Here is a 23,791-nt window from a genome sequence, read left to right on the forward strand (position 1 = left end):
TCTGACCTGGGCCTTTCACCTGAGCCCCCTGTCGGATTCGAACCGACGACCTACGCATTACAAGTGCGTTGCTCTGGCCAACTGAGCTAAGGAGGCGTGCCCGTGCAGTGTACCCATCGGCGGGGTCGCGGGCCGCTGGGTTCTGCGGGGGGCGAGGGGGCGTAGGCGGGATCGTTACCGGGGCGGGCGTGATCGTCGGGGGACGGGTACTGACAGGAGCGGCACCGGCGGGGTAGCTTCCAGGGGTCCGCTCCGGTGGACTGGACCAATCGTCGTCGCGGGCCCGGCCCGGGGCGGCGGCCCCGTCGCGGGATCCCCCGTGGCGGTTCACCTTCTTTACTCGGATCGTCCGGCACGTTCCTGCCGGTGAAGGGGGCCTGTCACCATGGCCACGGTTACGTTCGACAAGGCGACGCGCATCTACCCGGGCTCGGAGAAGCCCGCGGTGGACCAGCTGGAGATCGAGATCGCCGACGGGGAGTTCCTCGTCCTGGTCGGTCCCTCCGGCTGCGGGAAGTCCACCTCGCTGCGGATGCTCGCGGGGCTGGAGGACGTCAACGGCGGTGCCATCCGCATCGGCGACCGCGACGTCACCCACCTGCCGCCCAAGGACCGGGACATCGCCATGGTGTTCCAGAACTACGCGCTCTACCCGCACATGACGGTCGCCGACAACATGGGCTTCGCCCTGAAGATCGCCGGCGTCAACAAGAGCGAGATCCGCGCCAAGGTCGAGGAGGCCGCGAAGATCCTCGACCTCACGCCGTACCTGGACCGCAAGCCGAAGGCGCTCTCCGGCGGTCAGCGGCAGCGGGTGGCGATGGGCCGCGCCATCGTGCGGGAGCCGCAGGTCTTCCTCATGGACGAGCCGCTCTCCAACCTCGACGCGAAGCTCCGCGTCTCCACCCGTACCCAGATCGCCTCGCTCCAGCGGCGCCTGGGCATCACCACGGTCTACGTCACCCACGACCAGATCGAGGCCATGACGATGGGCGACCGGGTGGCCGTCCTCAAGGACGGGCTGCTCCAGCAGGTCGACTCGCCGCGCAACATGTACGACAAGCCGGCCAACCTCTTCGTCGCCGGCTTCATCGGTTCGCCCGCGATGAACCTCATCGAGGTGCCGATCACCGACGGCGGCGTGAAGTTCGGCAACTCCGTGGTGCCGGTCGGCCGGGACGCGCTGAAGGCCGCCGCCGACCGCGGCGACACCACCGTCACCGTGGGCGTGCGCCCCGAGCACTTCGACGTGGCCGAGCAGAACGGCGCGGCCGCCGCCGCGCTCACCAAGGAGAGCTCGGACGCCCCGGCCGGCCTCGCCGTGACCGTCAACGTGGTCGAGGAGACCGGCGCCGACGCGTACGTCTTCGGCACCGTGGACCTGGACGGCGGGTCGAAGGACCTGGTCATCCGCGTCAGCAGCCGGGCCGTCCCGGAGAAGGGCTCCACCGTGCACGTCGTCCCGCGCCCGGGCGAGCTGCACCTCTTCGCCACCTCCACCGGCGAGCGCCTCAGCGACTGACCCGAGGCCACCCGCGCCTGAGGCAGGGCCGGTTCCCCCGCATGGCGGGTGGGACCGGCCCTGTCGCCGTTCCCCCACCCGGACGCCTCGCAAACCCCGACAACCGAACCAACCCCCCATGAACCCCCGCACACCCCACGCTTTCCCCATCCTCCGTCAACTTCACACCCGGGAAAACCCGAGCGCCACAACCCGTTAGAGTGACCAAATGTCGCCAAATCATCACTTGCCGCTACTCTCAGGCGCGTGAACCACACCGCTCGCCGCATCGGCCGCTCCCTCGCGCTCGTCCTCCCCGTCGTCCTGGTGCTGTCCGGGACGTTCGCGGTCACCCACGTCAACTGGTCGGGCAATCCGGCCGACTCCGTCCTCACCGCCTCGTCCGAGGACGCCTCCGTCCCCGCCAAGCCCCGCGCCGCGCACGACGTGCTGCGCGACAAGCTGCTCCTGGAGCTCCAGGAGAAGGACCCGGGCGAGGCCCTGACCTCCCTCCAGCGCGCCGTCGACCGCAAGCCCTCGCTCGCCCGGCACTGCGTCTCGCTCGCCCGCGCCCTCGGCAAGGCGGCCGTGAAGACCTACGGCGCCACCCGCGCCCAGTCCTTCGCCCGGCCCGTCTGCGACACCTCCTTCGCCTCCGGCGTCGCCCAGTTCGGGTGACCGCGCCGTCCCCCGCCCCGGCGGCACCCGCTGCGTAGAGTGCCGCCATGACCACCCCCGCCCCGCCCCCGCAGCCGGCTGCCGCCGTCCCGGACCTCCCGCCGGAACGGCCCACGCAGGCGGTCGTCCTCGCCGGCGGGCAGGGCACCCGGCTGCGCCCGTACACCGACGACCGCCCCAAACCGATGGTGGAGATCCCGGGCACGGGCACGCCGATCATCGGGCACCAGCTGGCCTGGCTCGCCGCGGAGGGCGTCACCGACGCCGTGATCTCCTGCGGGCACCTGGCCGGCGTGCTCCAGGAGTGGCTGGACGCCGCCGAGCTGCCACTGCGCACCGTCACCGTCGTCGAGCCGGAACCGCTCGGCCGGGGCGGCGGCCTCAAGTACGCCGCCGCGCACCTCCCGGACCCCGGCGCGCCCTGGTACGCCACCAACGGCGACATCTGGACCCGTTTCCCGCTCGGCGAGATGGCCGCCTTCCACACCGAGCGGGACGCCCTCGCGACCCTCGCGCTGGCCCGGCCGCGCATCCCCTGGGGCGCCGTGGAGACCGACGCCTTCGGACACGTCACGGACTTCGTCGAGGCGCCCCCGTCGCCCTTCCACATCAACGCGGGCATCTACGTCTTCGCCGCCGCCTTCACCGCGCTGCTGCCCGACCGCGGCGACCACGAGCGGGCCACCTTCCCGCGCCTGGCCCGCGAGCGCCGCCTGGCCGGCTACCCGCTCCCGCAGGGCGCCTACTGGCGGGCCATCGACACCGCCAAGGACCTCACCGAGGCCGCCGCCGAACTGGCCGCGCGCCCCGGCCGCTGAGGCCGCGCCGCCCGCCGGGGCCTCCTGGACCGCCGGCAGCACACCTCGCCGCCCGGCGCGACGACGCACACCACACGCCCGGCGGGAACGCCTCGCGCGGTCCGGGCGTTGCCTGGGAACCGACCCAGCTCACAAGGAGAGAAAGCGTGTCCGCCAGTCCGACGGACCCTCCGGGACACAGTCCCCGACCATCCCGCCCCCATGACCATGATCAAGGCACTCGGCGGGGTGGTGTTCGATGAGTGCCGCTCTGGGCCTGCTGGCCGTCGTCCTGCTCACCGCCGGGACCGGCTACTTCGTCGCCCAGGAATTCGCCTACGTCTCCGCCGACCGCCTCAAGCTGGCCCGTGAGGCCGAGCAGGGTGACCAGCGCGCCCAGCGCGCCCTGAAGGTGCTGGAACGCCTGTCGTTCATGCTCTCCGGCGCTCAGCTCGGCATCACCGTCACCGGTCTGGTCGTCGGCTTCCTCGCCGAGCCGTCCGTCTCGGCGCTGCTGCGGCCCGCGCTGGAGGCCGCCGGCGTGCCCGGCGCCGCCGTCACCGGCATCTCCGTGGTGCTGGCCTTCGTCCTCGCCACCGTCGTCCAGATGGTGCTGGGCGAGCTGGCGCCGAAGAACCTCGCCCTGGCCGTGCCCGAGCGGCTCGCCAAGTCGCTGGCCTCCTCCACGCTGCTGTACCTGAAGATCGTCGGGCCGGTGGTGCGCGTCTTCGACGGCGCCGCCAACGGCCTGCTGCGCCGGATCGGCATCGAGCCGGTCGAGGAGCTGCACCACGGCGCGACCCTGGAGGAACTCGGCCACCTCATCGGCGAGTCCCACGAGCGGGGTGAGCTGCCGAAGGACACCGCGCTCCTCCTCGACCACGCCCTGGAGTTCTCCGAGCGCCCCCTGAAGGAGGTGCTGGTGCCGCGCGCCGACACCGTCTTCGTGCGCCACGACGCGCCCGCCACCGAGGCGGTCGACCTGATCGCCCGGTACGGCCACTCCACCTACCCGGTTCTCGGTGACCACCCCGACGACGTCACGGGCGTCGTCGGGGTGCGCGAGCTGACCCACCACTCGGAGGAGTCGCTGGCCGCGACCACCGCCGGGGGCGTGGCCCGCGAGCCGCTGCTGCTGCCCGAGACGCTGCCGCTGCCCGACGCCGTCGAGCAGATGCGCGAGGCCGACGACGAGTTCGCCGTCGTCCTCGACGAGCACGGCGGCGTCGCCGGCATCGTCACCTACGAGGACATCGCCGAGGAACTGGTCGGCGACATCGCCGACGAGTCCGACCGCGTCACCGACCTGGCGGCGCCGGACGGCGCCGGCTGGCTGGTCGACGCCGGGCGCCGGGTGGACGAGGTGGCCGAGGCCACCGGCGTCCACCTGCCCGAGGACGAGGCGTACGAGACCGTCGCCGGGCTCATCGTCGACCGGCTCGGCCGCTTCCCGGCCGTGGGCGACCGGCTCTCCGTCGGTCTCGACGGCGGGCTGGAGGCGGTCCTGGTGGTCCGCACCCTGGACCGGCACGTCCCGGACCTGGTGCGGCTGGAGACCGCCCCGGCGGCCACTCCCGCCGAGGCCCGTGAGGAGGGGACGGCATGAGCTTCCCGATGGCCCTGTTCGTCACCGTCCTCCTGCTGATCGGCAGCGGCTTCTTCGTCGCCGCCGAGTTCGCCCTGGTCGCCGCGCGCCGCCACCGGATGGAGAAGGCCGCCGCCGAGGGGCGGCGCGGCGCGGGCGCCGCCCTCGCCGGGATGCGCGAGCTGTCGCTGATGCTGGCCGGTGCCCAGCTGGGCATCACCATCTGCACGCTGGGCCTCGGCTCGGTGTCGAAACCCGCGATCTCGCACGCCCTCGACCCGGTGCTGAAGGGGCTGGGGCTGCCCGCCTCGCTCAGCTACGGCATCGCCTTCGCCATCGCCATGATGGTGGTGGTCTTCCTGCACATGGTCGTCGGCGAGATGGCGCCCAAGTCGTGGGCCATCGCCCACCCGGAGCGCTCGGCGATGCTGCTGGCACCGCCGTTCCGCGCGCTGGTGAAGCTGGTCCGCCCGCTGATCTGGGTGCTCAACCGCGTGAGCAACGCCCTGGTGCGGCTGTGCCGCGTCACCCCGCGTGAGGAGATCACCGAGGTCCACAACCGCGAGCAGCTCACCCAGCTGGTCGCCGAGTCCCGGCGGCTCGGGCTGATCAGCGAGGACGACAGCGAGCTGATCACCAGCTCGCTGACCGAACCGCTCTCCCCGGTGGGCGACCTGCAGATCCCGGCGGCCGCGATCGTCTCGGTGCCCGCCGACGCGGACGCCCCGACGGTGCTGGCGACCGCGGCCGCCCACGACCGCAGCCGCCTGCTGGTCCGGGACGGCGCCCGGTTCATCGGCTCGGTCCACGCCCGGGACGCGCTGATCGCCCGCTCCCGGGGCCGCGAGGTGACCGCCCGCAGGCTGGCCCGCCCGGTGCCGGCGCTCTCCGCCGAGGACACGGTGGGCCAGGCGATCGAGGTGCTGCGGCAGCGCCGCGCCTCGCTGGCCGTCGTCCACGACCCGGCCGACCCGGCGCGCACCGTCACCGGCCTGGTCTCCCTGGACGACCTGCTGGCCCGCCTGCTGCACCCGCAGGAGGCGGCCTGACGCACCGTCCGGCCCCGACGGGGCCGGGCACCGCACGGCGAAGGCCCCGGACACATACGTGTCCGGGGCCTTCGCCCGTTCCGCGCGCCGGGCGGAAGCCGGCGGCCGGGTCAGCCGAAGAGGCCGCCGACCAGCTTCTGGCCGCCTCCGCCGGAGCCGCCGTCGGCCGGGTCGTCGCCCGGCTCCTCGGCGCCGCCGCCGTCGCCAGGGGCCTGCCCGCCCGGCTCGCCCGAGCCGCCGGAGTCGTCGCCCGGGCCCGCGCTGGTCTGCGGCGGGGGCTGCGGGGCGTTCTGCCGGGGCGGGGCCTGTCCGGGGCCCTGGGTCTCGGCGGGCGCGGTGGTGCCGGCGCCCGCGGTCTCCCGCTGCTCGGTGCCGTCGGGGCCGCTGGTGGTCTCCGAGGGGCCGGCCGTGGTGCCGCCCGACGGGGTCTGCTCCGGGTCGGCGGAGGCGTCGGGGCTGCCGGAGACCTGGCCGGACTCGCTCGGCAGCGGCATGCCGGGCACGTTGTTGCGCGGCGCCTCGCCGGGGCCGGGGACGACGACCCGGTCGGCGTCGCGGACGGCGCTGCCGAGCAGGGCGCCGAAGAGCAGGGTGAGGCCGACGGCGACGGTGGCGACGACCATGCCGCGCTTGAGCACCCAGCGCCGCAACTGCCAGAGTTCGGCGCGCGGGCCGAGCTTGCGCCAGGCGTCGGCGGCGAGCTTGCCGTCGACCGACCAGACCGGGGCGCCCGCGATGATCAGCGGGCTCCAGGCGGCCAGGTAGATGACGTCGGACATGGAGTAGACGGGGTTCGCGCGCCAGCTGACGGTGATCAGCAGGGTGGCCGCGAGCACCGCGCCGGCACCGGCGGCGAGCCGCTGCCACAGGCCCAGCACGGTCAGCACGCCGACCAGGACCTGGAGGAAGGCGACCAGCAGGCCGACGCCGACCGGGTGGTGGAGGGCGAAGCCGTGCAGCGGTTCGGCGAGGGACCACGGCTGGAGCGTGTCGAGCCACCGCACCAGGGAGCCGCGCTCACCGCCGTCGAAGTAGGCCGGGTCGCAGAGCTTGCTCATCCCGGCGTAGGCGGTGGCGATGCCGAGCAGGACGCGCAGCGGCAGCAGGACGACCCCGAGGTTCATCCGCCGGTACGGGTAGTACGCGTGCCGCACCGCGGAGCGGGCCTTGGGGCGCCCGTCCTGGCCGGGGTCGCTGCCGTCGCCGCCGTCGTAGCCGTCGCCGGCACCGTCGCCGTCGTGGGCGGGGGTGCCGTGGTGCGGGGTGGGGGTGTCCTCGTCGTAGGCGCTGCCGGCCGAGCGCATCCGGGGCAGCAGCGGTCCGCCCGGGGTGTGGCCGGTGAGGGTGGGCAGCTCGCCGGTGGCCTCCTGGTCCGGGTCGAGGAGCGGGATGACCTGGGTCGCGCCGGGCGGGTCGTCGCCGTGCCGGACGCCGGAGGCGCGGACCGCCTGGAGCAGGCCGGTGGTGCCGCCGCCGTCGCCGGGCGCGGACCTGCCGGACCAGACGACGGGCGCGCGGCGGCGGGTGACGGTGCCGACGACGGGGATGCGCGCGGTGTCGTCCAGCGCGCCGCCGGAGAGCCGCGAGATGCGCGGGGACTGCGCCTTCTGCGCGGAGGGGAGCTGTACGCGGAAACTCGCGTGGTTGACGATGACCTGCGCCGGGTCGCAGTGGACTTTCACCATGCTGAGCGGCGTGGGAGTTTCGTCGAACCCTGACGAGCGTCCCCCCGTGGGCGTGCGGGGCGTTCTGGTTTCCACGCTCATCTAACCGAGTGACGCGTGGTTAGGACACTGCCTTGACGCCACCGAATCTGTCCGGGCCCCGTCAAATGATCTTGGAGCCCGGACAGGCTGGGGTCAGGCGCGCCGGCGGGCCGCCTCGTAGAGCACGATGCCCGCGGCGACACCGGCGTTGAGCGACTCGGCGCCGCCCGGCATCGGGATGCGGACCCGGATGTCGCAGGTCTCGCCGACCAGCCGGGACAGGCCCTTGCCCTCGCTGCCGACCACGATGGCGACCGGCCCGTCGAGGGCCGGCAGGTCGGTCACGTCGGCCTCGCCGTCGGCGGCGAGGCCGACCACGATGACGCCTTCCTTCTTGTACGCCTCCAGGGTCCGCGTCAGGTTGGTGGCGCGGGCCACCGGGGTACGGGCGGCGGCGCCCGCCGAGCTCTTCCAGGCACCGGCGGTCATCCCGGCGGCGCGCCGCTCGGGGACGACCACGCCGTGGCCGCCGAAGGCGGAGACGGAACGGACGACGGCGCCGAGGTTGCGCGGGTCGGTGACGCCGTCGAGGACGACGACCAGCGGGTCCTGCCCGGCGTCGTAGGCGGCCGCCGTCAGGTCCTCGGCGTGCGCGTACTCGTACGGCGGGACCTGGAGCACGAGGCCCTGGTGGTTGAGGCCGTTGGTCATGCGGTCCAGCTCGGGGCGGGGGGCCTCCATGAGGTGGATGCCGCCGCGCTCGGCGGCGAGCGCGAGGGCGTCGCGGACCCGCTCGTCGTTGTCGATGAACTGCTGGACGTAGAGGGTCGAGGCGGGGACGCCGTCGCGCAGGGCCTCGTAGACCGGGTTGCGGCCGACGACCAGCTCGGAGGTGGAGCGGCCGCCGCGGCCCTTGACGGGGCGGCGGGCGGTCTGCCGGGCCTTGGCGTTGGCCACGCGGTTCTTCACGTGCCCCTTGCGCATCTCGGCGGGCGGGGTCGGACCCTTGCCCTCCAGGCCGCGGCGTCGCTTGCCGCCGCTGCCGATCTGCGCGCCCTTCTTACCGGACATGCGGCGGTTGTTCGCGGCCATGAGGTCTACCTGTTTCCGTCGGTACTGCGTCGAAGTCTGGGTGGTGCGGTGGGCGTGCCGGGTGGGGCTGCGGCACGCCGCCACCCAGTGTGCCGCCTCGCGGGCGGGGAGGCACACCGGGTGGGGTCCGGGCCGGGGCGGCCGGGGGCTCAGCGCGGGCCGAGCGTCCAGCGCGGTCCGGTGGGGCTGTCCTCGATGACCAGGCCGGACTGCTGGAGCTGGTCGCGGATGGCGTCGGCGGTCGCCCAGTCCTTGCGGGAACGGGCGGCCTCGCGCTGGTCGAGGACGAGACGGACGAGGGTGTCGACGGCGCCGTGCAGGTCCTCGCCGCGGTCCGCCTCCCCCGCCCAGTGCGGGTCGTGCGGGTCGAGGCCGAGGACGCCGAGCATCGCGCGGACCTCGGCGAGGCGGGCGACGGCGGCTTCCTTGTCGTCGGCGGCCAGCGCCGAGTTGCCCTGGCGGACCGTGGTGTGGATGACGGCGAGGGCCTGCGGCACGCCCAGGTCCTCGTCCATCGCCTCGGCGAAGGCGGGCGGCACCTCGGCGGCCGGTGCGGGGGTCTCCCCGGCCTTCTCGGTGACGCGCTGCATGAAGCCCTCGATCCGCGCGAAGGCCGACTCGGCCTCGCGCAGCGCCTCCTCGCTGTACTCGATCATCGAGCGGTAGTGCGGGGTGCCGAGGTAGTAGCGGAGCACGATGGGGCGCCAGTGCTTGACCATCTCGGAGACGAGGACGGAGTTCCCGAGGGATTTCGACATCTTCTCGCCGGCCATGGTGACCCACGCGTTGTGCACCCAGTACGTGGCGAAGTCGTCGCCGTACGCCTTGGCCTGGGCGATCTCGTTCTCGTGGTGCGGGAAGACCAGGTCGAGGCCGCCGCCGTGGATGTCGAAGGCGGTGCCGAGGTACTTGTGGGCCATGGCCGAGCACTCCAGGTGCCAGCCGGGACGGCCGCGGCCCCAGGGCGTCTCCCAGCTCGGCTCGCCGGGCTTCGCCGCCTTCCACATGGCGAAGTCGCGCGGGTCCCGCTTGCCCGTCTCGCCCTCGCCGGAAGGCTGGCGCAGCTCGTCGAGGTCCTGGTTGGACAGCTCCAGGTACCCGGGGAAGGAGCGGACGTCGAAGTAGACGTTCCCGTCGGCCTCGTAGGCGTGGCCGCGCTCGATGAGGCCGCGCATCATCTCGATCATCTCCGGCACGTGGCCGGTGGCGCGGGGCTCGTAGGTGGGCGGGAGGCAGCCGAGCGCGTCGTAGCCGGCGTTGAAGGCGCGTTCGTTCTCGTAGCCGATCGCCCACCAGGGGCGCTCCTGCTCGGCCGACTTCTTGATGATCTTGTCGTCGATGTCCGTGACGTTGCGGACGAAGGTCACGGAGTAGCCGCGGTAGGCGAACCAGCGGCGCAGGATGTCGAAGTTGAGCCCCGAGCGGATGTGCCCGATGTGCGGCGCCGACTGCACGGTGGCACCGCAGAGGTAGATCGAGACACAGCCCGGCGTGAGGGGGGCGAAGTCACGGATCTGCCGGGCGCTGGTGTCGTACAGCCGAATAGTCACGTCTCCCAGGGTAGTAGGCCCGGGGCGGTGCCCCGCCCCCCGTGCGCCAGGCGCGGCCACTTCGTGACCGAAGGGGGCGGGACGGCCGCGGCTCAGAGGCGGCCGACGACCTTGTCCGGGGTGACGCGGACGACGACGCGGGCGGCGTCCTGGCCGGCCGCCGGGTTGAACTCGGCGTACGGCTTGCCGGTGTACTTCAGCGACAACTCGTCGATCAGCTCCTGGCCGCCCTCCTCGGTGACGGTGGCCCGGCCGCGGATCTCGGCGTAGGTGTACGGCTCGTCGAAGGGCTGGACCTGCACGGTGACGCGCGGGTCGCGGCGCAGGTTCCTGGTCTTGCGCCGGTCGACGGTGGTGGAGAACAGCACGTCGTTCCCGTCGCGCTTCACCCAGACCGGGGAGAGCTGCGGGCTGCCGTCGGGCTGGATGGTGGCGACGGTGATGAAGACCGGGGTGTCCAGCTTCTTCTTGAGGGCGTCGCTGAGCTGCGCGGTGTCACTCATCGAGGGATGCCTCCTGGTGCGGATGGGGCCTACGGGGTCCGACTCACCCCTACCCCGCCGTACGCCCCGCCTCACCGGCCGCGCGCCCGGACGGCAGCAGCCACGCCGCCGCCGCGCCGGCCAGCGGTACGGCGGCCAGCGCGCCCCACAGCACCGGCGCGGGCGCCTGGAGCAGCAGCCCGCTCGCCGCGCTCCCGCCGAGCACCGCGAGCCCCGACACCGAGGAGAGCGCCCCGGTGGCGAGCCCGAGGTGCCGGTCGTCCACCAGGTCCGGCACGAGCCCCCGGGCGGCCGGGACCAGCAGCATCTGCCCGCAGGTCAGCAGGGTGACCAGGACGGCGCCCGGGAGCAGGCCGCCCGGCCCGGCCGGGGTGGCGGGCACCAGGGCGAACCCGGCGGCGACCAGGGCGAGCCCGGTGGTCAGCGCGGTGCGCGGGGCGAGGCGGACGGCGGCGTGCCGGGTCAGCGGGATCTGTGCGGTGACGACCAGGAGCGAGGAGAGGGCGAACAGCCAGCCGAGGGCGGCCTGGGAGCCGGTGGCCCGTGCCACTTCGGCGGGGAGCGCCAGGTAGAGCTGGTTGTAGGCGATCAGCCAGGTGCTGTAGGCGAGGCAGAGGACGAGGAAGCGCGGGTTCCGGGCGAGGTGGCGTACGCCGCCGCGGGGGCGTTCGCGGTGGACGGCGGCCCGGCGCGGCATCAGCACCGCGTGCCCGGCGAACACCGCGACGAAGACGGCGACGCCCGCCGCGCAGGCGGCACGGAAGCCCCAGTCGCCGCCGGCGGCGAGCAGCAGCGAGCCCAGCAGCGGTCCGAGGAAGGCCCCGGCCTGCCCGGCGGCCGAGAAGACGGCCAGGGTGCGGGCGCGGGCGGTGCCGTCGGCCTGTTCGCGGTGGACGGCCTCGCGGGCGGTCTCGGACTCCACCGCCGGGGAGAACAGGGCGGCGGCGAAGCCGATCAGCAGCACGGCGGCGACGACGGTGACGGTGGTGGCGGCGAAGGCGAGCCAGGCGAAGCCCGCGATCCGCAGCACGCATCCGGCGAGCACCACGGGTCGGGGCCCGTACCGGTCGGTGAGGGCGCCGCCGACCACGAAGAGGCCCTGCTGGCTGAAGGTCCGCAGTCCGAGGACGAGTCCGACCAGCCAGCCGGCCATGCCGAGGCCGTCGCCGAGGTGGGTGGCGAGGTAGGGCAGCACGGCGTAGAAGCCGGTGTTGAAGGCGAACTGGGTCCCGGCGAGCAGCCGCAGGTACGGCGGCAGGCCGGTGACCTCGCGGAGGCTGGAGGTGGCCGGGCGGAGGCCGGTGCCGGTGGTCATGCGGCCTCGTGGGCGGTGGGGGCGGCGGTCACGGTGTCGGCGCCGGTGCGGCCGCGTACGGCGGCGGTCACCAGGACGGCCAGCGCGCCGAGCACGGCGAGCGAGGCGGCCGGAGCGAGGACCGCCCAGGGGGCGCGTTCGACGTACGGCATGTTCTCCGAGAGCATCCGGCCCCACTCGGGGGCGGGCGGCTGGGTGCCCAGGCCGAGGAAGCCGAGGGCGGCGAGGGCCAGGGCGAGCGCGGGTGTCCGGAGCAGGGCGTGCCGGGTGACGGGCGGCAGCACGGCGGGGAGCAGGTGGCGGCGGAGCAGGTGGGCGGGGCCGGCGCCGAGGGAGCAGGCGGCGGCGAGGTGGGGCGCGGCCCGCTCCTGGACGTACAGGGCCTCGGTGTGGGCGGCGAGCGGTGCCCAGGCCACGGCGGCGACGGCGGCGGCCGCGCCCCAGGGCCCGGGCCCGGCGACGGCGGCGGTGAGCAGCCCGGCGAGGACGGCGGGCAGCGCGTTGACCGTCTCGGTGAGGGCGCCCGCCCGAAGGAACCCCGCGATCAGCCCGAGCAGCAGCGCGACGGCGGCGACGGCGAACGCCAGCAGCACGGTACGGGCGGCGCCGTGGCCGAGGCGGGCCAGCACGTCACGCCCGAGCGCGTCGGTGCCGAACGGGTGCGCGGCCGAGGGCGGCAGCAGCCGGGCGGCGGCGTCGACGTGCAGCGGGTCGCGGGCCAGTCCCGCGACGAGGACGGCGCAGAACAGGACGGCGAGCACGACGGCCCCCACCGCGACGCCCGTGCGGGTGGGCAGCCGGGGCGCGACCAGCGCGGGCAGCGCCCGGTCGGTGAGGGCCGGGCCGAGCAGCACCCGGGAGAGCAGGCGTACGGCGAGGGCGGCCACCAGCCCCGTCAGCAGCAGCATCAGCACGGCGGCCTGGAGGACGGGCAGGTCCTGGGCGAGGGCGCCCGCCAGGGCGGTGGAGCCGAGCCCGGGGACGCTGAAGAGGGTCTCGACGGCGACCGCGCTGCCGGTCAGGCCGACCACGACCAGGCCGCCCTGCGGCAGCAGGCCCGGCAGGGTACGGCGCAGGGCGTGCCTGGCGATCCGGGACGGGGGCAGCCCGGCGGCGGTGGCGGCCTTGGCCCAGGGCTCGGCGAAGGCGGCCGGGAGCGCGTCGTCGAGGAGGCGGCCGAGCAGGGCCCCGGCGGGCACGCCCATGGCGAGGGCGGGCAGCACGGCCTGGGCGGGGGTGCCCCAGCCGAGCGCCGGGAACCACCCGAGGTGGACCGCGAAGACCGTGGCCAGCACGGCGGCCAGCAGGAACTCGGGGAGTGCGGCGAGGACGGCGGCGAGCACCCCGGCCCGCGTGGTGGCGGTCTCGCGGCGGGCGCCCCGGCGCAGGGTGCGGGCGCTGAGCGCGAGGGCGAGCGGCACGGCGAGCGCCAGCGAGGCGCCCATCAGCGACAGCGAGGTGGTGAGGGCGGCCGTGACGTCCGGGCCGACCGGCTGCCCGGAGACCCAGGAGGTGCCGAGGTCGCCGTGGAGCAGCCCGCCGGCCCACCGGCCGAGGACGTGTCCGGGCCCGCCGTCGAGGCCGGTCTCGGCGCGGATGGCGTCGAGCACCTCGGAGGTGGGCTGCCGGTCGCTGTAGCGGGCGTGCAGGATCGTCAGCGCCGGGTCGGTCGTGGTCAGCCACGGCAGCAGGCCGATCAGGGCGAGGACGGCGAGCAGGGTGAGGGCTCGCCCGGCGAAATGCTTCACGTCGGTCGCGGGGGCGGGCCGGTCAGCGCAGCCGGGTGTCGGCGGTGATCAGGCGGCGCTCCATCGGGTCGAGGGCGACCCCGGCGACCTTCCCGGAGTCGAAGCCCTGCACGAACCGTTCGTGGACCAGCGGCACGGCGGCGTCGGCCCCGAGGATCTTCGCCTCGGCCCTCATCTCGGCGGTGTGCCGCGCCGTCAGCCCGTCCGCCCCGGCGGCCTTCGCCACCGCCTCGTCGACGCCCTGGTCGCAGAGCTGGGAGATGTTGAAGCTGCCCTCGCAGGTGAAGTCGGAGCCGAGGTAGGAGACGGGGTCGGCGGTGTCGAGCAGGGTGTTGCGGGCCTGGATGAAGGCGTCGTACCTGCCCGCCAGCGCGTCCGCCTCCATCTGCGCGTAGTCCCGCACGTACTGCTTGACGGTGAAGCCGCGCGCCTCCAACTGCTGCTGCACGGCCGAGGCGACCTCGGGCAGCTCCGGGCGGTTGGTGTACGTGGCGAGCACGATCTGCTTCGTCTTCGCCACCTCGGCCCTGCCCGCGGGCTCGGCTCGGCCCTCGGGCGCCTCGCGCGCGTCGGCGGCCCACGGCACACCGGGCCCGAGCAGGCCCCGCGCGGTGTCGGCCCGGCCCTCGTAGACCCCGTCGACCAGCGCCTTGGAGTCGATCGCGGCCCGGGCGGCGGCGCGGATCGCCGGGTCGGCGAAGGCGCCGCGCCCGGTGTTCAGGTACAGCGTGTTGGTGCGCGCGGTCGGCACCTCGTGGATCTGCTTTTCCTCCAGCAGCGAGACCTGCGCGACGGGCACGTACTCGGCGATGTCGGCGCTGCCGGTCCGCAGCGCGTTGGCCCGCGCGGTCCCGTCGGCGACGAACTTCACGTCGACACCGGGCGCCTTCGCCTTCCCACCCCAGTACGTGTCGTTGCGTTCCAGCGTCGCGGAGACGGCGCCGTTCACCTTGGTCAGCGTGTAGGGCCCCGTGGCGTGCCCGGCCGGGTTCACCTGGGTGCCCTTGGCGCCCTTCTCGTAGGCGGCCTCGGAGAGGATGGCGAGCGAGGGGTTGGCGAGGCGCTGGGGCAGCAGCGGGTCGGCCTCGTCGGTGGTGACGCGCACGGTCCGCTCGCCCCCGGCCTCGACGGTCAGCCGCACGTCACTCAGGACGCGCGGCCTGGGTGAGGCCGCCTGGGCGGCGGTCAGCGAGCGGACGACCGCCTCGGCGTCGACGGCCCCGCCGTCCTGGAAGCGGGCGTCGCGCAGGGTGAACTCCCAGCCCTTGTCGCCGTCCCGCCGCCACTTCGTGGCGAGCGCGGGTTCGGCGGCGCCGTCCTCGTCGATCCGGGTCAGCCCCTCGATCACCGAGAGCCGGCTGAGGGTCACCGCGTCGTCCCCGTAGGGCGACATGGCCTGCGCGGGCGGGAACGCCATGACGGCCCGCAGCCGCTGGTCGCCGCTGCCGGAGCCGCTGTCGCCGGGGGAGCCGCCACAGGCGGCGACGGGGACGAGCAGCGCGGCGGCGCCGAGCGCGAGCAGGGGGCGGCGGACGCCCGTCCGGGTGGGATTCCGGCGGGCGGACGGCGTGGAGGACGGGGAGGACTCCGAGGACATGAACGCGACCTTATATGAAAACGATTGTCATATAACAGGGGGTATGGGCGGACTCGCGCCTCAGCCGGCCACGGAATCGGCCCGGTCCCGGCGCGCGGCACCGGCCAGCCCCGCCACCGGCACCTCGAAGTGCACGATGCCCTGCCCGCCTCCGGGCAGCGCCCGCTCGTCGCAGACCTCCTCGGCGGTGGCCCGCCAGAACGCCTCGGCGCCGGGCACCGCGGGGTCGGTGTGCAGATAGACCCGCTCGTACCCGCCGGCCCGCACCGCGAAGCCGCACAGCTCCCGCACCAGACGCCGGGCCAGTCCGTGGCGCCGGTGCTCGGGACGTACGTAGATCCGGCAGAGCTGGGCGGTACTGCCGGAGGGGAAGCGGTCGGCGACCCACTGGGGGTTGGGCGGCGCGGCGGGGCCCCGGTCGCGGACGGCGCCGGTCGCGACGATCTCCCCGTCGCGTTCGACGACGAGCAGCGTGCACCGCTCGGGCTCCAGGTAGGCGGCGGCCGGGTCGATGATGTCGGCGTGCCAGCGGGGCACGTAACCGGAGCGCAGATCCCGGTAGACCGTGTCGAGCATCACGGCCCGCGCTCCCGGCACATCGGCCTCGGACGCGGTCCGCAGCACGTACTCGTCCCGCCCCGCCCGCTCCCGGACACCCGCTTCCACTCCGGCCACCACGGTCATCCCGCCTGCCACCAGCCTCTCGTCAGCCACACGAACCTGCCGTACCAGCGTACGTGCAACCCATGTGCAGGAGCGGGTCAGGGGAGCGCCCCGCAGCCGACCCGGAGGGAACCATTCCGCCCTGTCGGTGCCGACTGCCACCCTGCCCCCATGGACAGCGACGACGAGCGGCTCCTGCGCGGCCGGGTCTACGGCCACGACCCCGCCGCCCCCGAGGCCTCCCCCCTCCCCGGCCACCACTACGCCGAACTCGTCGGCGGCCCGCTGGACGGCCTCCTCCTCGACATCACCGGCCACCCGCCCACCACCCGCCGGCAAGGCGCCGCCCTCCCCACCGCCCTCAGCAGGTACGGCCCCGACGGCCGCTCCCTCTACAAGCCACGCCCCACAGCCCCGTCCCGCTGGGACTGGCAGGGAGACACCCGCTGACCGCCCCGCCCCGCCAGAACCCCGGCCGGGGGCCCCTCGACCCGGCCCACCCCGGCCCGGTTGGCGAAACCGACCACCCAGCCGAACCGATCCCAGCCCGGCCGGCGCGTGAGGCCACCCCACCCCAGCCCGGGCGGGCGAGACCGGTCACCCCGCCCAGCCGGACGCAGCCCACCCCGGCCGGGCGGAGCCGGGCTCACCCGGCCCGGTACACCAAGGCGGTGGCGATCGCCGCCAGCCCTTCCCCGCGCCCTGTGAGCCCGAGCCCGTCGGTCGTCGTCCCGGACACGGAGACGGGTGCCCCCACCGCCCCGGACAGGGCTGCCACGGCCTCACCGCGCCGCTTCCCCACCTTGGGCCGCAACCCGACGACCTGTACGGCCACGTTCCCGATCCCGAACCCCTCGGCCCGCACGATCCGCGCGGCCTCGCCGAGCAGAGCGACCCCGGAGGCCCCGGCCCACTCGGGCCGCGAGGTCCCGAAGTGCGCCCCGAGGTCCCCGAGGCCGGCGGCCGAGAAGAGCGCGTCGCACGCCGCGTGCGCGGCCACGTCCCCGTCGGAGTGCCCGGCGAGCCCGAACTCCTCACCCTCCCAGAGCAGCCCGGCGCACCACAGTTCGCGCCCCCGCTCGAAGGCGTGCACGTCGGTCCCGATCCCGACCAGCGGCATCACGAACCCGGCCCCGTCCCGCGGCCCCGCCTCAGTACCCATCGTTGGCCCTCCTGCGCGCCAGAACCGCCTCGGCCAGCACCAGATCGAGCGGCCGTGTCACCTTGAACGCCTCCTCGTGCCCGGGCACGACCACGACCGGCAGCCCCAGTCGCTCGCAGAGCCCGGCGTCGTCCGTGGCGCCCTCACCCTCCACGGGTCCCTGGCGGTGCGCCCGGTCGAGGGCCTCCCGGTCGAACCCCTGGGGCGTCTGCACCGCCCGCAGCCGCGCCCGCTCGGGCGTCGCCACCACCGGTTCGCCGGGCACGGTGGCGCCCCCGGCGAGAGGGCCGACCTCCTTGACGGTGTCGCTCAGCGGCAGTCCGGGCACGACGGCCGGGGCACCGCCCCGCACCGCCTCGACCACGCCGTCCACGATCTCCACCGGCACCAGCGGCCGCGCCGCGTCGTGCACCAGTACGGCCGTCACGTCGTCGGGGAGCGCGTCGAGCCCGCGGCGTACCGACTCCTGCCGGGTCTCGCCGCCGGCGACCACCCGGATGTCGGTCTCGTCCCCGCCTCCGCGCCGCGCGGGGGCGAAGGAGGGTGCCTCGGCCGGGTGGAGGTGGTCGTCGACCATCGCCCGGACCTCGGCGACGCCGTCGGGCGGGGCCACCACCACGACCAGGGACACGGCGCGCGAGGCGGCCATGGCCCGGACGGCGTGGACGAGCATGGGGGTTCCGTGCAGCGTACGCAGGGCTTTCGGGGTGCCGGGGCCGAGCCGCACGCCGCGGCCGGCCGCCGGGATCACCACCGCCGTGCGGGGCGCCTGTGTTTCGTCAGTCATCGGTTCCGTTCAGGTTTGTACGCTCGGGCGTCCTGGGTATGGCCACCAACGTGCCGGGCGCGACGTCTGGACCGGACCCTTCCGTGACTTCCGGTCGAGCCACTTGCCGGGGGCCCGGCACCTCCAGGAGCGACACGCGGGGGCCTTTCCGACCACAGACGCGACACCACCGGACGGCGGCGGTCAGACCGTCCGCTCCACCCATCACACACGGCACGTGTCGATCAGTATCCCGGTACGCCAGAGGGGCACACCGGCAGGCGTGCCCCTCTTTTCCGCACTCTCTCCGTGTCCGGTTCGGACATGCCGAATCGCCCGGTGAAGGTGATCAACGGGCGATTCGGCAGATGGACGTGCGCGCTCACGCGACGCCGCTCCGCGAGGAGCGGGACGTCAGGAGGCGAGCACCTCGTCGAGGAGGGCCTCGGCCTTGTCCTCGTTGGTGTTCTCGGCCAGCGCCAGCTCGCTGACCAGGATCTGGCGTGCTTTCGCCAGCATGCGCTTCTCACCGGCGGACAGACCGCGCTCGCGCTCCCGGCGCCACAGGTCGCGGACGACCTCGGCGACGCGGATCACATCGCCCGACGCCAGCTTCTCCAGATTCGCCTTGTAGCGTCGGGACCAGTTGGTCGGCTCCTCGGCATACGGCGCGCGCAGCACCTCGAAGACCCGGTCCAGACCGTCCTGGCCCACTACGTCGCGCACGCCGACCAGCTCCGCGTTGTCCGCGGGCACGCGCACCGTCAGGTCGCCTTGCGCGACCTTGAGAACCAGGTAGTTCTTGTCCACACCCTTGATCTGACGAGTTTCGATTGCCTCGATCAGCGCGGCCCCGTGATGGGGATAGACCACGGTGTCGCCAACCTTGAACGTCATGTGACAGGTACCCCTTCCGTGGCTATCTAGGGTAACACGAGAATCGAGCCCCTTGAATGGCGTTTTCGCAGGTCAGGCCATATCTCGGGGCTTGACAACAACAACGCGAACGTGCTGCGAAGGGCCTGCGGAAGGAGGTATTCGCAGGTCGGGGCGGCTCTCCAGGGAAAGGGAAACGCGTACGTTACAGGTGGTTGAAGCCGGAAAGACCGGGCCCTATGTCCCGTTTTGTCCGGTACGGCGGGCCCCCGGACGGCTCCCGTGTTCGAGGGACCGCGTCACACTTCCCGGCATTGCCGGAATTGATCACACCACCCGCCCGGCACACCCGGCCGGACGGCCTCCGGACCGCCCGGGAAACGCCCCGCCGGATCACGGCACGATCACGGGGTGATCACGCGGCACAGCGCCGGCGGCAACCCGCGGCGCTCTGATCCATTTCCCACGACGGCCATGCATTCCTTACCGAAAACCCCGGGAATCCCCTCAACGGAGCCGCCCGCGCATTTCCGGATAGGCCCCGGGCCGGGACGGAGCCCGGGGCCTCCCGGGCTCCGTCCCGGCGGGCTCGTACCGCCGCCCGGGGTGTCACCGCTCCGGCAGGGGGCGGGTCGGGTGAAGCCCGGTGGCGACGGCTCGGTAACCTGATCACGCTTGACCGGGAGGGTCACGAACCGCCCGCTTGTCCCGTACCGACCTCGTTCCGTCCTCGTTCAAGGAGTTGCCCGCACCGTGAGCAGCAGCCTTCGACGCGGCGCAGTCGCCGCCGCCGCCATCGCGTTCTCGATCGCCTCGCTCGCCTCGTGCGCCGCAGGGAACAACGCCGAGACCCACCAGATCCGTCCGGACAACGCGGCGGCCACGGTCGGCGACATCATGGTCCAGAACGCCACGATCGTGACCCAGCCCGACCTCGAGTCGACCGGTCCCGCGATCGTCGCCGCCACCATCTTCAACAACGGCACCAAGGACCAGACCCTGGACTCGGTCGTGGTCGACGGGGTGGACAAGAAGGCCGAGCTGACCGCCGCGCAGGGCAACGGCCCGCTGACCATCCCGGCCGGCGGCCGCCTCATCGTCGGCGGCGAGGACAACGCCTCGGCGGTCCTGCCCAGCAGCCGCACCTCCGTCCTCGACGGCAACGCGCAGGCCGTCACCTTCACCTTCAGCCGTACCGGCGACGTGAAGCTGGACACCCTGGTCGTCCCGGCCGCCGGCTACTTCAAGAAGTGGGGCCCGAGCGACATGCCGAGCGCCCCCGCCTCGAACAGCCCCTCCCCGGAGAGCTCCGAGACCGCCGGCGAGGGCTCCGGAGCCCCGGCCGACGGCGCGCAGGGCGAGGCGGACGGCGCCGAGGCCGGTCACTGAGGACTCCTCCCTGCCGGGCGGCAGGGTGACGCGCGGAGGGCGGGACCCGGATCACCGGGTCCCGCCCTCCGCGTGTCACCGGCCCGCCTCGGGGCCGGGCCCCGTCAGGGCTCGAACTTGTAGCCGAGGCCGCGCACGGTGACCAGGTAGCGCGGGGCCCCCGGGTCCGGCTCGATCTTGGCGCGCAGCCGCTTGACGTGGACGTCGAGGGTCTTGGTGTCGCCCACGTAGTCGGCGCCCCAGACCCGGTCGATGAGCTGCATCCGGGTCAGCACGCGCCCGGCGTTGCGCAGCAGCATCTCCAGCAGGTCGAACTCCTTGAGCGGCAGGTCGACCTTGTCGCCGGAGACGGTGACCACGTGCCGGTCGACGTCCATCCGCACCGGCCCCGCCTCCAGGGCCTGCGGTACGGCCTCCTCCGGTTCGCCCCGGCGGCGGAGCACGGCGCGGATGCGGGCGACCAGCTCGCGCGAGGAGAAGGGCTTGGTGACGTAGTCGTCGGCCCCTATCTCCAGGCCGACGACCTTGTCGATCTCGCTGTCCTTGGCGGTGACCATGATCACCGGCACGTTGGAGCGGCCGCGCAACTGGCGGCAGACCTCGGTACCGGGGAGTCCGGGCAGCATCAGGTCGAGCAGGACCAGGTCGGCGCCGTTGCGCTCGAACTCGTCGAGTCCTTCGGGGCCGGTGGCCGCGATGGCGACCTCGAAGCCCTCTTTGCGCAGCATGTAGGACAGGGCGTCGCTGAAGGATTCCTCATCCTCGACGACGAGCACTCGGGTCACGGGAGGACCTCCGGGGCAGGAAGAACGGATGGTGGGGCGGAAGGCGACGCGCAGGACGGGACGGCCGCGGCCGGGCGGGGCGCCGCGCCGTGCGGCTCCCCGTGGCCGTACGCGCGGTCCGCGCCGCCGGTTGCGTCGTCGGTGTCGACGTCGTCGGTCCGGGGGCGCCGGGTGGCGCCGGAGCCCCCGGCGGCGCTGCCGGGGGTGGTGGTCGTGGTGGAGGCGGAGTCGTCCGGGCCCGTCCCGGGCCGGGGCCGCGCCTTGGGCCTCGTCCGGCGGTCGCGGGTGGCGCCGGCCTCGGGGAGGCGGAGGGTGAAGGTCGAACCCTGGCCCTCGGAGCTCCAGACGGTGACCTCGCCGCCGTGCGAGGCGGCGACGTGCTTGACGATGGCGAGGCCGAGGCCGGTGCCGCCGGTGGCGCGGGAGCGGGCGGGGTCGACGCGGTAGAAGCGTTCGAAGACCCGCTCGCGGTCCTTCTCCGATATGCCGATGCCCTGGTCGGTGACGGTGATGTCGATGTAGTCGCCGTCGGGCTCGCGGACCCGGCGGGCGGCCACGCCGACCCGGGTCCGGGGCGGGCTGTAGTTGACGGCGTTCTCGACCAGGTTGCCGAGGGCGCCGACCAGGGCGCCGCGGCTGCCCCAGACGAAGAGGTCGATGTCGCCGCCCCAGCTCATGGTGATCTGCTTGTGGGCGGCGGCCTGGCGGCTGCGGTCCATCGCCTCGGCGATCAGCTCGTCGACGTCGACGGGTTCGGCGTCCTCCATCGGGTCGTCGTTCTGCACCCTGGAGAGGTCGATCAGCTCCTGGACGAGGCTGGTCAGGCGGGTCGCCTCGATCTCCATCCGCCCGGCGAACCGCTCGACCGCCTCCGGGTCGTCGGCGGCGTCCCGCACCGCCTCGGAGAGCAGCGAGAGGGCGCCGACCGGGGTCTTCAGCTCGTGGCTGACGTTGGCGACGAAATCGCGCCGTACCGCCTCGATGCGGCGGGCCTCGGTGAGGTCCTCGACCAGCAGCAGCACCAGGCGGGAGCCGAGGGGGGCGACCCGCGCGGAGACGGCGAGGCCGTCGCCCCGGATCGCGCCCCGGCGGGGCAGGTCCAGCTCCGCCTGGCGTATCTCGCCGTCGCGCCGGGTGTCGCGGGCCATCTTCAGCATCGGCTCGACGGCCAGCTTGCCGCCCCGCACCAGCCCGAGGGCGTACGCGGCGGAGCTGGCCTTCACGACGCCGTCCCCCTCGTCGAGGACGACGGCGGAGGAGCGGAGCGCGGAGAGGACGGTGTCGACACCCGGCGGCAGCACCGGGGTGCTGTGCAGGGAACTGCGGGTGGGCCGCCGCAGCTCGCGTTCGCTCCAGCGGAACGCCAGCATCGCGACGACACCGGTGCACAGCCCGGCGAGCGCGGCCACCGCGGCCACTGCCGTGTTCACGTCCATGTGTCCAGGTTATGCGGGGGGAAGGTCCCGGTCACAGCGGTGGGAGTGCGGCCCGCACCACTCGTCGCCCAGAGTTCACCGTGGCGACGGGGCCGGTTCACCGGAGGTGCCGGATGCCGTCGCGAAGGCCCCCGATCGTGGGAGCGTGGGGCCAGGAGGCGACTCCCGGCCTTCGTGGGCCCGCGACGCCGGGCACGGCGCCTCGCACACCGAGGCACCGCGCGGCACACCGCGGGCCGGTCCACGAAGACCGGGGAGACGCCCCCGGAGCCCCCCGAACCGGGAGAGAGGGAGCCCATGCGGGACGCGTACCACGAGGAACTGGACTCGATCGGCGACAGCCTGGTCGAGATGGCTCGGCTGGTCGGGTCGGCCATCGGTCGTGCCACGACGGCGATACTGGACGCCGATCTGAATCTGGCGGAGAGCGTGATCGCCGGCGACCAGAAGATCGACGACCTCCAGCACGACCTGGAGGCCCGGGCCATCGCACTGCTGGCCCGCCAGCAGCCGGTGGCGACCGATCTGCGGATCGTCGTGACCAGCCTGAGGATGAGCGCCGACCTGGAGCGCTCCGGCGACCTGGCGAAGCACGTGGCGAAGCAGGCACGGCTGCGCTTCCCCGACTCGCCGGTCCCCCGGGACCTGCACGCGACGCTGCTGGAGATGGGGCAGCTCGCGCAGCGGCTGATGGCGAAGGCGGCCGAGGTGATCATCACCAAGGACGTCGACCTCGCGCTCCAGCTGGAGACCGACGACGACGAGATGGACCTGCTGCACCGCACGCTCTTCCAGCACCTGATGGACGACCGCTGGAAGCACGGCGTGGAGACGGCCGTCGACGTGACACTGCTCGGCCGCTACTACGAGCGGTTCGCCGACCACGCCGTCTCGGTCGCCAACCGGGTCGTCTACCTGGTGACCGGCGAGCACGCCGACGACATCCAGACGCCGGGGGTGCCGGTCGAGGGCGTGTAGCCCGACAGCCCCGACGCACGGCGAGGCCCCTCACGGGGCGCGCCGGGTGGCAGCCGGGCGGACGCGAGGGGCGGGGTGCCCATCGGCGCCCCGCCCCTCCCGTCACTTCCGCGCCCCGGCGACCCTCCTGCCCCACCGGTCCCGCGCGGTGGTGCGAGCGGGCGCACCGGCGTGCGGCCCCCTCACGCCCCACGCCCATGTGCGCCGTTGATGCGCCCACCGGTCGCGGCGTCCAATGAGAGAGCGGTACGGCTCCGCGCCGTACGCGGCGCCGTCTGTACGGCCCAAGCCGCCCGGACCTCCCGCGCGGCCCCGCCGCGCCGCACCGCACGCTGTCCGCCAGATCCGGACGCGCATCCGGCCGGCGCACCGCCATCGAGCGGGCGCCCGGGCCGGGAGCGCCGTCCGCCTGTGACCCGTGAAGGGAACGCCATGGCCCAGGCCCGCACACCCGAGACCTCCCAGGAACAGCGCGTCCGCCCCGCCACCCGCCGCGACCTGCCACGCCTCGTCCTGCTGGGCGCCTGCGGCTGCGGCTCAAGCTGCGGCTGCGGCTGCCAGTCCGGCGGTTCGTGCCAGTGCGGGGGCGGCTGCGGCTGACACCGCCACCGCGCC

General features: G+C 74.2%; 22 protein-coding genes and 1 tRNA gene. 9 read left to right on the forward strand and 14 right to left on the reverse strand.

From position 1 onward, the window contains the following. Positions 1–22: 22 nt before the first annotated feature. A tRNA-Thr gene (locus Sdia_RS03190) sits at positions 23–96 on the reverse strand. A gap of 289 nt (positions 97–385) precedes the next feature. On the opposite strand from Sdia_RS03190, the gene Sdia_RS03195 reads away from it, so the two are divergent. From Sdia_RS03195 to Sdia_RS03215, 5 genes are all read left to right on the forward strand, one after another. Further along, positions 386–1,522, forward strand: a complete 1,137-nt coding sequence (locus Sdia_RS03195) for an ABC transporter ATP-binding protein (RefSeq protein WP_100456362.1) — start codon at positions 386–388, stop codon at positions 1,520–1,522. A gap of 246 nt (positions 1,523–1,768) precedes the next feature. Further along, positions 1,769–2,179, forward strand: a complete 411-nt coding sequence (locus tag Sdia_RS03200) for a hypothetical protein (RefSeq protein WP_100456364.1) — start codon at positions 1,769–1,771, stop codon at positions 2,177–2,179. Positions 2,180–2,226: 47 nt separating this feature from the next. After that, positions 2,227–2,997 (forward strand): nucleotidyltransferase family protein, encoded by a 771-nt coding sequence (locus Sdia_RS03205; RefSeq protein WP_115067715.1) that lies wholly within the window; start codon positions 2,227–2,229, stop codon positions 2,995–2,997. Between the two features lie 238 nt (positions 2,998–3,235). Then, the gene (locus Sdia_RS03210; RefSeq protein WP_100456368.1) at positions 3,236–4,582 is read left to right on the forward strand and encodes a hemolysin family protein; all 1,347 of its coding nucleotides are present in this window, start codon (positions 3,236–3,238) and stop codon (positions 4,580–4,582) included. Continuing rightward, the gene (locus Sdia_RS03215; protein WP_100456370.1) at positions 4,579–5,610 is read left to right on the forward strand and encodes a hemolysin family protein; all 1,032 of its coding nucleotides are present in this window, start codon (positions 4,579–4,581) and stop codon (positions 5,608–5,610) included. Before Sdia_RS03210 ends, Sdia_RS03215 begins: the two co-directional genes overlap by 4 nt. A 110-nt stretch (positions 5,611–5,720) precedes the next feature. Here the strand turns inward: Sdia_RS03215 and Sdia_RS03220 are convergent, their stop codons facing one another. From Sdia_RS03220 to Sdia_RS03255, 8 genes are all read right to left on the reverse strand, one after another. Beyond that, on the reverse strand, positions 5,721–7,295 hold the full coding sequence (locus Sdia_RS03220; RefSeq protein WP_100456372.1) for a DoxX family membrane protein: 1,575 nt from the start codon (positions 7,293–7,295) through the stop codon (positions 5,721–5,723). 174 nt (positions 7,296–7,469) lie between these two features. Further along, complete coding sequence (rlmB, locus tag Sdia_RS03225; protein ID WP_100456373.1) at positions 7,470–8,408, reverse strand: 23S rRNA (guanosine(2251)-2'-O)-methyltransferase RlmB; 939 nt, start codon at positions 8,406–8,408, stop codon at positions 7,470–7,472. Between the two features lie 149 nt (positions 8,409–8,557). Continuing rightward, on the reverse strand, positions 8,558–9,958 hold the full coding sequence (gene cysS / locus Sdia_RS03230; RefSeq protein WP_100456375.1) for a cysteine--tRNA ligase: 1,401 nt from the start codon (positions 9,956–9,958) through the stop codon (positions 8,558–8,560). A 92-nt stretch (positions 9,959–10,050) separates the two neighbouring features. After that, a complete protein-coding gene (locus Sdia_RS03235) occupies positions 10,051–10,461 on the reverse strand; it encodes a PPOX class F420-dependent oxidoreductase (protein WP_100456377.1) in 411 nt (136 codons plus the stop codon). Positions 10,462–10,510: 49 nt separating this feature from the next. Continuing rightward, positions 10,511–11,776, reverse strand: a complete 1,266-nt coding sequence (locus tag Sdia_RS03240; RefSeq protein WP_100456379.1) for an MFS transporter — start codon at positions 11,774–11,776, stop codon at positions 10,511–10,513. After that, positions 11,773–13,524, reverse strand: a complete 1,752-nt coding sequence (locus Sdia_RS03245; RefSeq protein ID WP_189500489.1) for an ABC transporter permease subunit — start codon at positions 13,522–13,524, stop codon at positions 11,773–11,775. The genes Sdia_RS03240 and Sdia_RS03245 overlap by 4 nt, the downstream gene beginning before the upstream one ends. Before the next feature lie 22 nt (positions 13,525–13,546). Beyond that, positions 13,547–15,121 carry an ABC transporter substrate-binding protein gene (locus Sdia_RS03250; protein ID WP_189500490.1) on the reverse strand — a complete coding sequence of 525 codons (1,575 nt, stop codon included), beginning with the start codon at positions 15,119–15,121 and terminating at the stop codon, positions 13,547–13,549. Positions 15,122–15,181: 60 nt separating this feature from the next. Further along, positions 15,182–15,805, reverse strand: a complete 624-nt coding sequence (locus Sdia_RS03255; protein ID WP_100456385.1) for a GNAT family N-acetyltransferase — start codon at positions 15,803–15,805, stop codon at positions 15,182–15,184. 150 nt (positions 15,806–15,955) lie between these two features. On the opposite strand from Sdia_RS03255, the gene Sdia_RS03260 reads away from it, so the two are divergent. Beyond that, entirely contained in the window at positions 15,956–16,234 is a 279-nt protein-coding gene (locus Sdia_RS03260; RefSeq protein ID WP_100456387.1) for a hypothetical protein, read from the forward strand. A 196-nt stretch (positions 16,235–16,430) separates the two neighbouring features. On the opposite strand, the gene ispF is transcribed toward Sdia_RS03260, so the two are convergent. The 3 genes from ispF to Sdia_RS03275 form a co-directional block, all read right to left on the reverse strand. After that, positions 16,431–16,946 carry a 2-C-methyl-D-erythritol 2,4-cyclodiphosphate synthase gene (ispF, locus tag Sdia_RS03265; RefSeq protein ID WP_189500491.1) on the reverse strand — a complete coding sequence of 172 codons (516 nt, stop codon included), beginning with the start codon at positions 16,944–16,946 and terminating at the stop codon, positions 16,431–16,433. Further along, positions 16,936–17,733 (reverse strand): 2-C-methyl-D-erythritol 4-phosphate cytidylyltransferase, encoded by a 798-nt coding sequence (ispD, locus tag Sdia_RS03270; RefSeq protein WP_100456390.1) that lies wholly within the window; start codon positions 17,731–17,733, stop codon positions 16,936–16,938. The genes ispF and ispD overlap by 11 nt, the downstream gene beginning before the upstream one ends. Before the next feature lie 393 nt (positions 17,734–18,126). After that, entirely contained in the window at positions 18,127–18,609 is a 483-nt protein-coding gene (locus tag Sdia_RS03275) for a CarD family transcriptional regulator (RefSeq protein WP_003949795.1), read from the reverse strand. Positions 18,610–19,341: 732 nt separating this feature from the next. Between Sdia_RS03275 and Sdia_RS03280 the strand changes: the two genes are divergently transcribed. Then, positions 19,342–19,977, forward strand: a complete 636-nt coding sequence (locus tag Sdia_RS03280) for a DUF461 domain-containing protein (protein WP_115067709.1) — start codon at positions 19,342–19,344, stop codon at positions 19,975–19,977. Positions 19,978–20,081: 104 nt separating this feature from the next. Here Sdia_RS03280 and phoP read toward each other — a convergent pair whose 3' ends face one another. Continuing rightward, positions 20,082–20,762: a two-component system response regulator PhoP gene (gene phoP / locus Sdia_RS03285; protein ID WP_100456394.1), complete on the reverse strand. Its 681-nt coding sequence runs from the start codon at positions 20,760–20,762 to the stop codon at positions 20,082–20,084. Beyond that, entirely contained in the window at positions 20,759–22,198 is a 1,440-nt protein-coding gene (locus Sdia_RS03290; RefSeq protein WP_100456396.1) for a sensor histidine kinase, read from the reverse strand. The genes phoP and Sdia_RS03290 overlap by 4 nt, the downstream gene beginning before the upstream one ends. A 297-nt stretch (positions 22,199–22,495) precedes the next feature. On the opposite strand from Sdia_RS03290, the gene phoU reads away from it, so the two are divergent. Beyond that, complete coding sequence (phoU, locus tag Sdia_RS03295) at positions 22,496–23,176, forward strand: phosphate signaling complex protein PhoU (protein ID WP_100456398.1); 681 nt, start codon at positions 22,496–22,498, stop codon at positions 23,174–23,176. 432 nt (positions 23,177–23,608) lie between these two features. Further along, on the forward strand, positions 23,609–23,776 hold the full coding sequence (locus tag Sdia_RS03300; protein ID WP_164494962.1) for a hypothetical protein: 168 nt from the start codon (positions 23,609–23,611) through the stop codon (positions 23,774–23,776). The last annotated feature ends 15 nt before the right edge of the window (positions 23,777–23,791 follow it).

The sequence above is a fragment of the Streptomyces diastaticus subsp. diastaticus genome, assembly GCF_011170125.1.
In the GTDB taxonomy this organism is placed as follows: Bacteria; Actinomycetota; Actinomycetes; order Streptomycetales; family Streptomycetaceae; genus Streptomyces; species Streptomyces diastaticus.

Coding starts and splice junctions, on each gene's coding strand:
- Sdia_RS03195 (WP_100456362.1), top strand. CDS start 386: ATGGCCACGGTTACGTTCGACAAGGCGACGCGCATCTACCCGGGCTCG.
- Sdia_RS03205 (WP_115067715.1), top strand. CDS start 2,227: ATGACCACCCCCGCCCCGCCCCCGCAGCCGGCTGCCGCCGTCCCGGAC.
- Sdia_RS03210 (WP_100456368.1), top strand. CDS start 3,236: ATGAGTGCCGCTCTGGGCCTGCTGGCCGTCGTCCTGCTCACCGCCGGG.
- Sdia_RS03215 (WP_100456370.1), top strand. CDS start 4,579: ATGAGCTTCCCGATGGCCCTGTTCGTCACCGTCCTCCTGCTGATCGGC.
- Sdia_RS03220 (WP_100456372.1), bottom strand. CDS start 7,295: ATGGTGAAAGTCCACTGCGACCCGGCGCAGGTCATCGTCAACCACGCG.
- rlmB (WP_100456373.1), bottom strand. CDS start 8,408: ATGGCCGCGAACAACCGCCGCATGTCCGGTAAGAAGGGCGCGCAGATC.
- Sdia_RS03235 (WP_100456377.1), bottom strand. CDS start 10,461: ATGAGTGACACCGCGCAGCTCAGCGACGCCCTCAAGAAGAAGCTGGAC.
- Sdia_RS03240 (WP_100456379.1), bottom strand. CDS start 11,776: ATGACCACCGGCACCGGCCTCCGCCCGGCCACCTCCAGCCTCCGCGAG.
- Sdia_RS03250 (WP_189500490.1), bottom strand. CDS start 15,121: ATGTCCTCGGAGTCCTCCCCGTCCTCCACGCCGTCCGCCCGCCGGAAT.
- Sdia_RS03255 (WP_100456385.1), bottom strand. CDS start 15,805: ATGACCGTGGTGGCCGGAGTGGAAGCGGGTGTCCGGGAGCGGGCGGGG.
- Sdia_RS03260 (WP_100456387.1), top strand. CDS start 15,956: ATGGACAGCGACGACGAGCGGCTCCTGCGCGGCCGGGTCTACGGCCAC.
- ispF (WP_189500491.1), bottom strand. CDS start 16,946: ATGGGTACTGAGGCGGGGCCGCGGGACGGGGCCGGGTTCGTGATGCCG.
- ispD (WP_100456390.1), bottom strand. CDS start 17,733: ATGACTGACGAAACACAGGCGCCCCGCACGGCGGTGGTGATCCCGGCG.
- Sdia_RS03275 (WP_003949795.1), bottom strand. CDS start 18,609: ATGACGTTCAAGGTTGGCGACACCGTGGTCTATCCCCATCACGGGGCC.
- Sdia_RS03290 (WP_100456396.1), bottom strand. CDS start 22,198: ATGGACGTGAACACGGCAGTGGCCGCGGTGGCCGCGCTCGCCGGGCTG.
- phoU (WP_100456398.1), top strand. CDS start 22,496: ATGCGGGACGCGTACCACGAGGAACTGGACTCGATCGGCGACAGCCTG.
- Sdia_RS03300 (WP_164494962.1), top strand. CDS start 23,609: ATGGCCCAGGCCCGCACACCCGAGACCTCCCAGGAACAGCGCGTCCGC.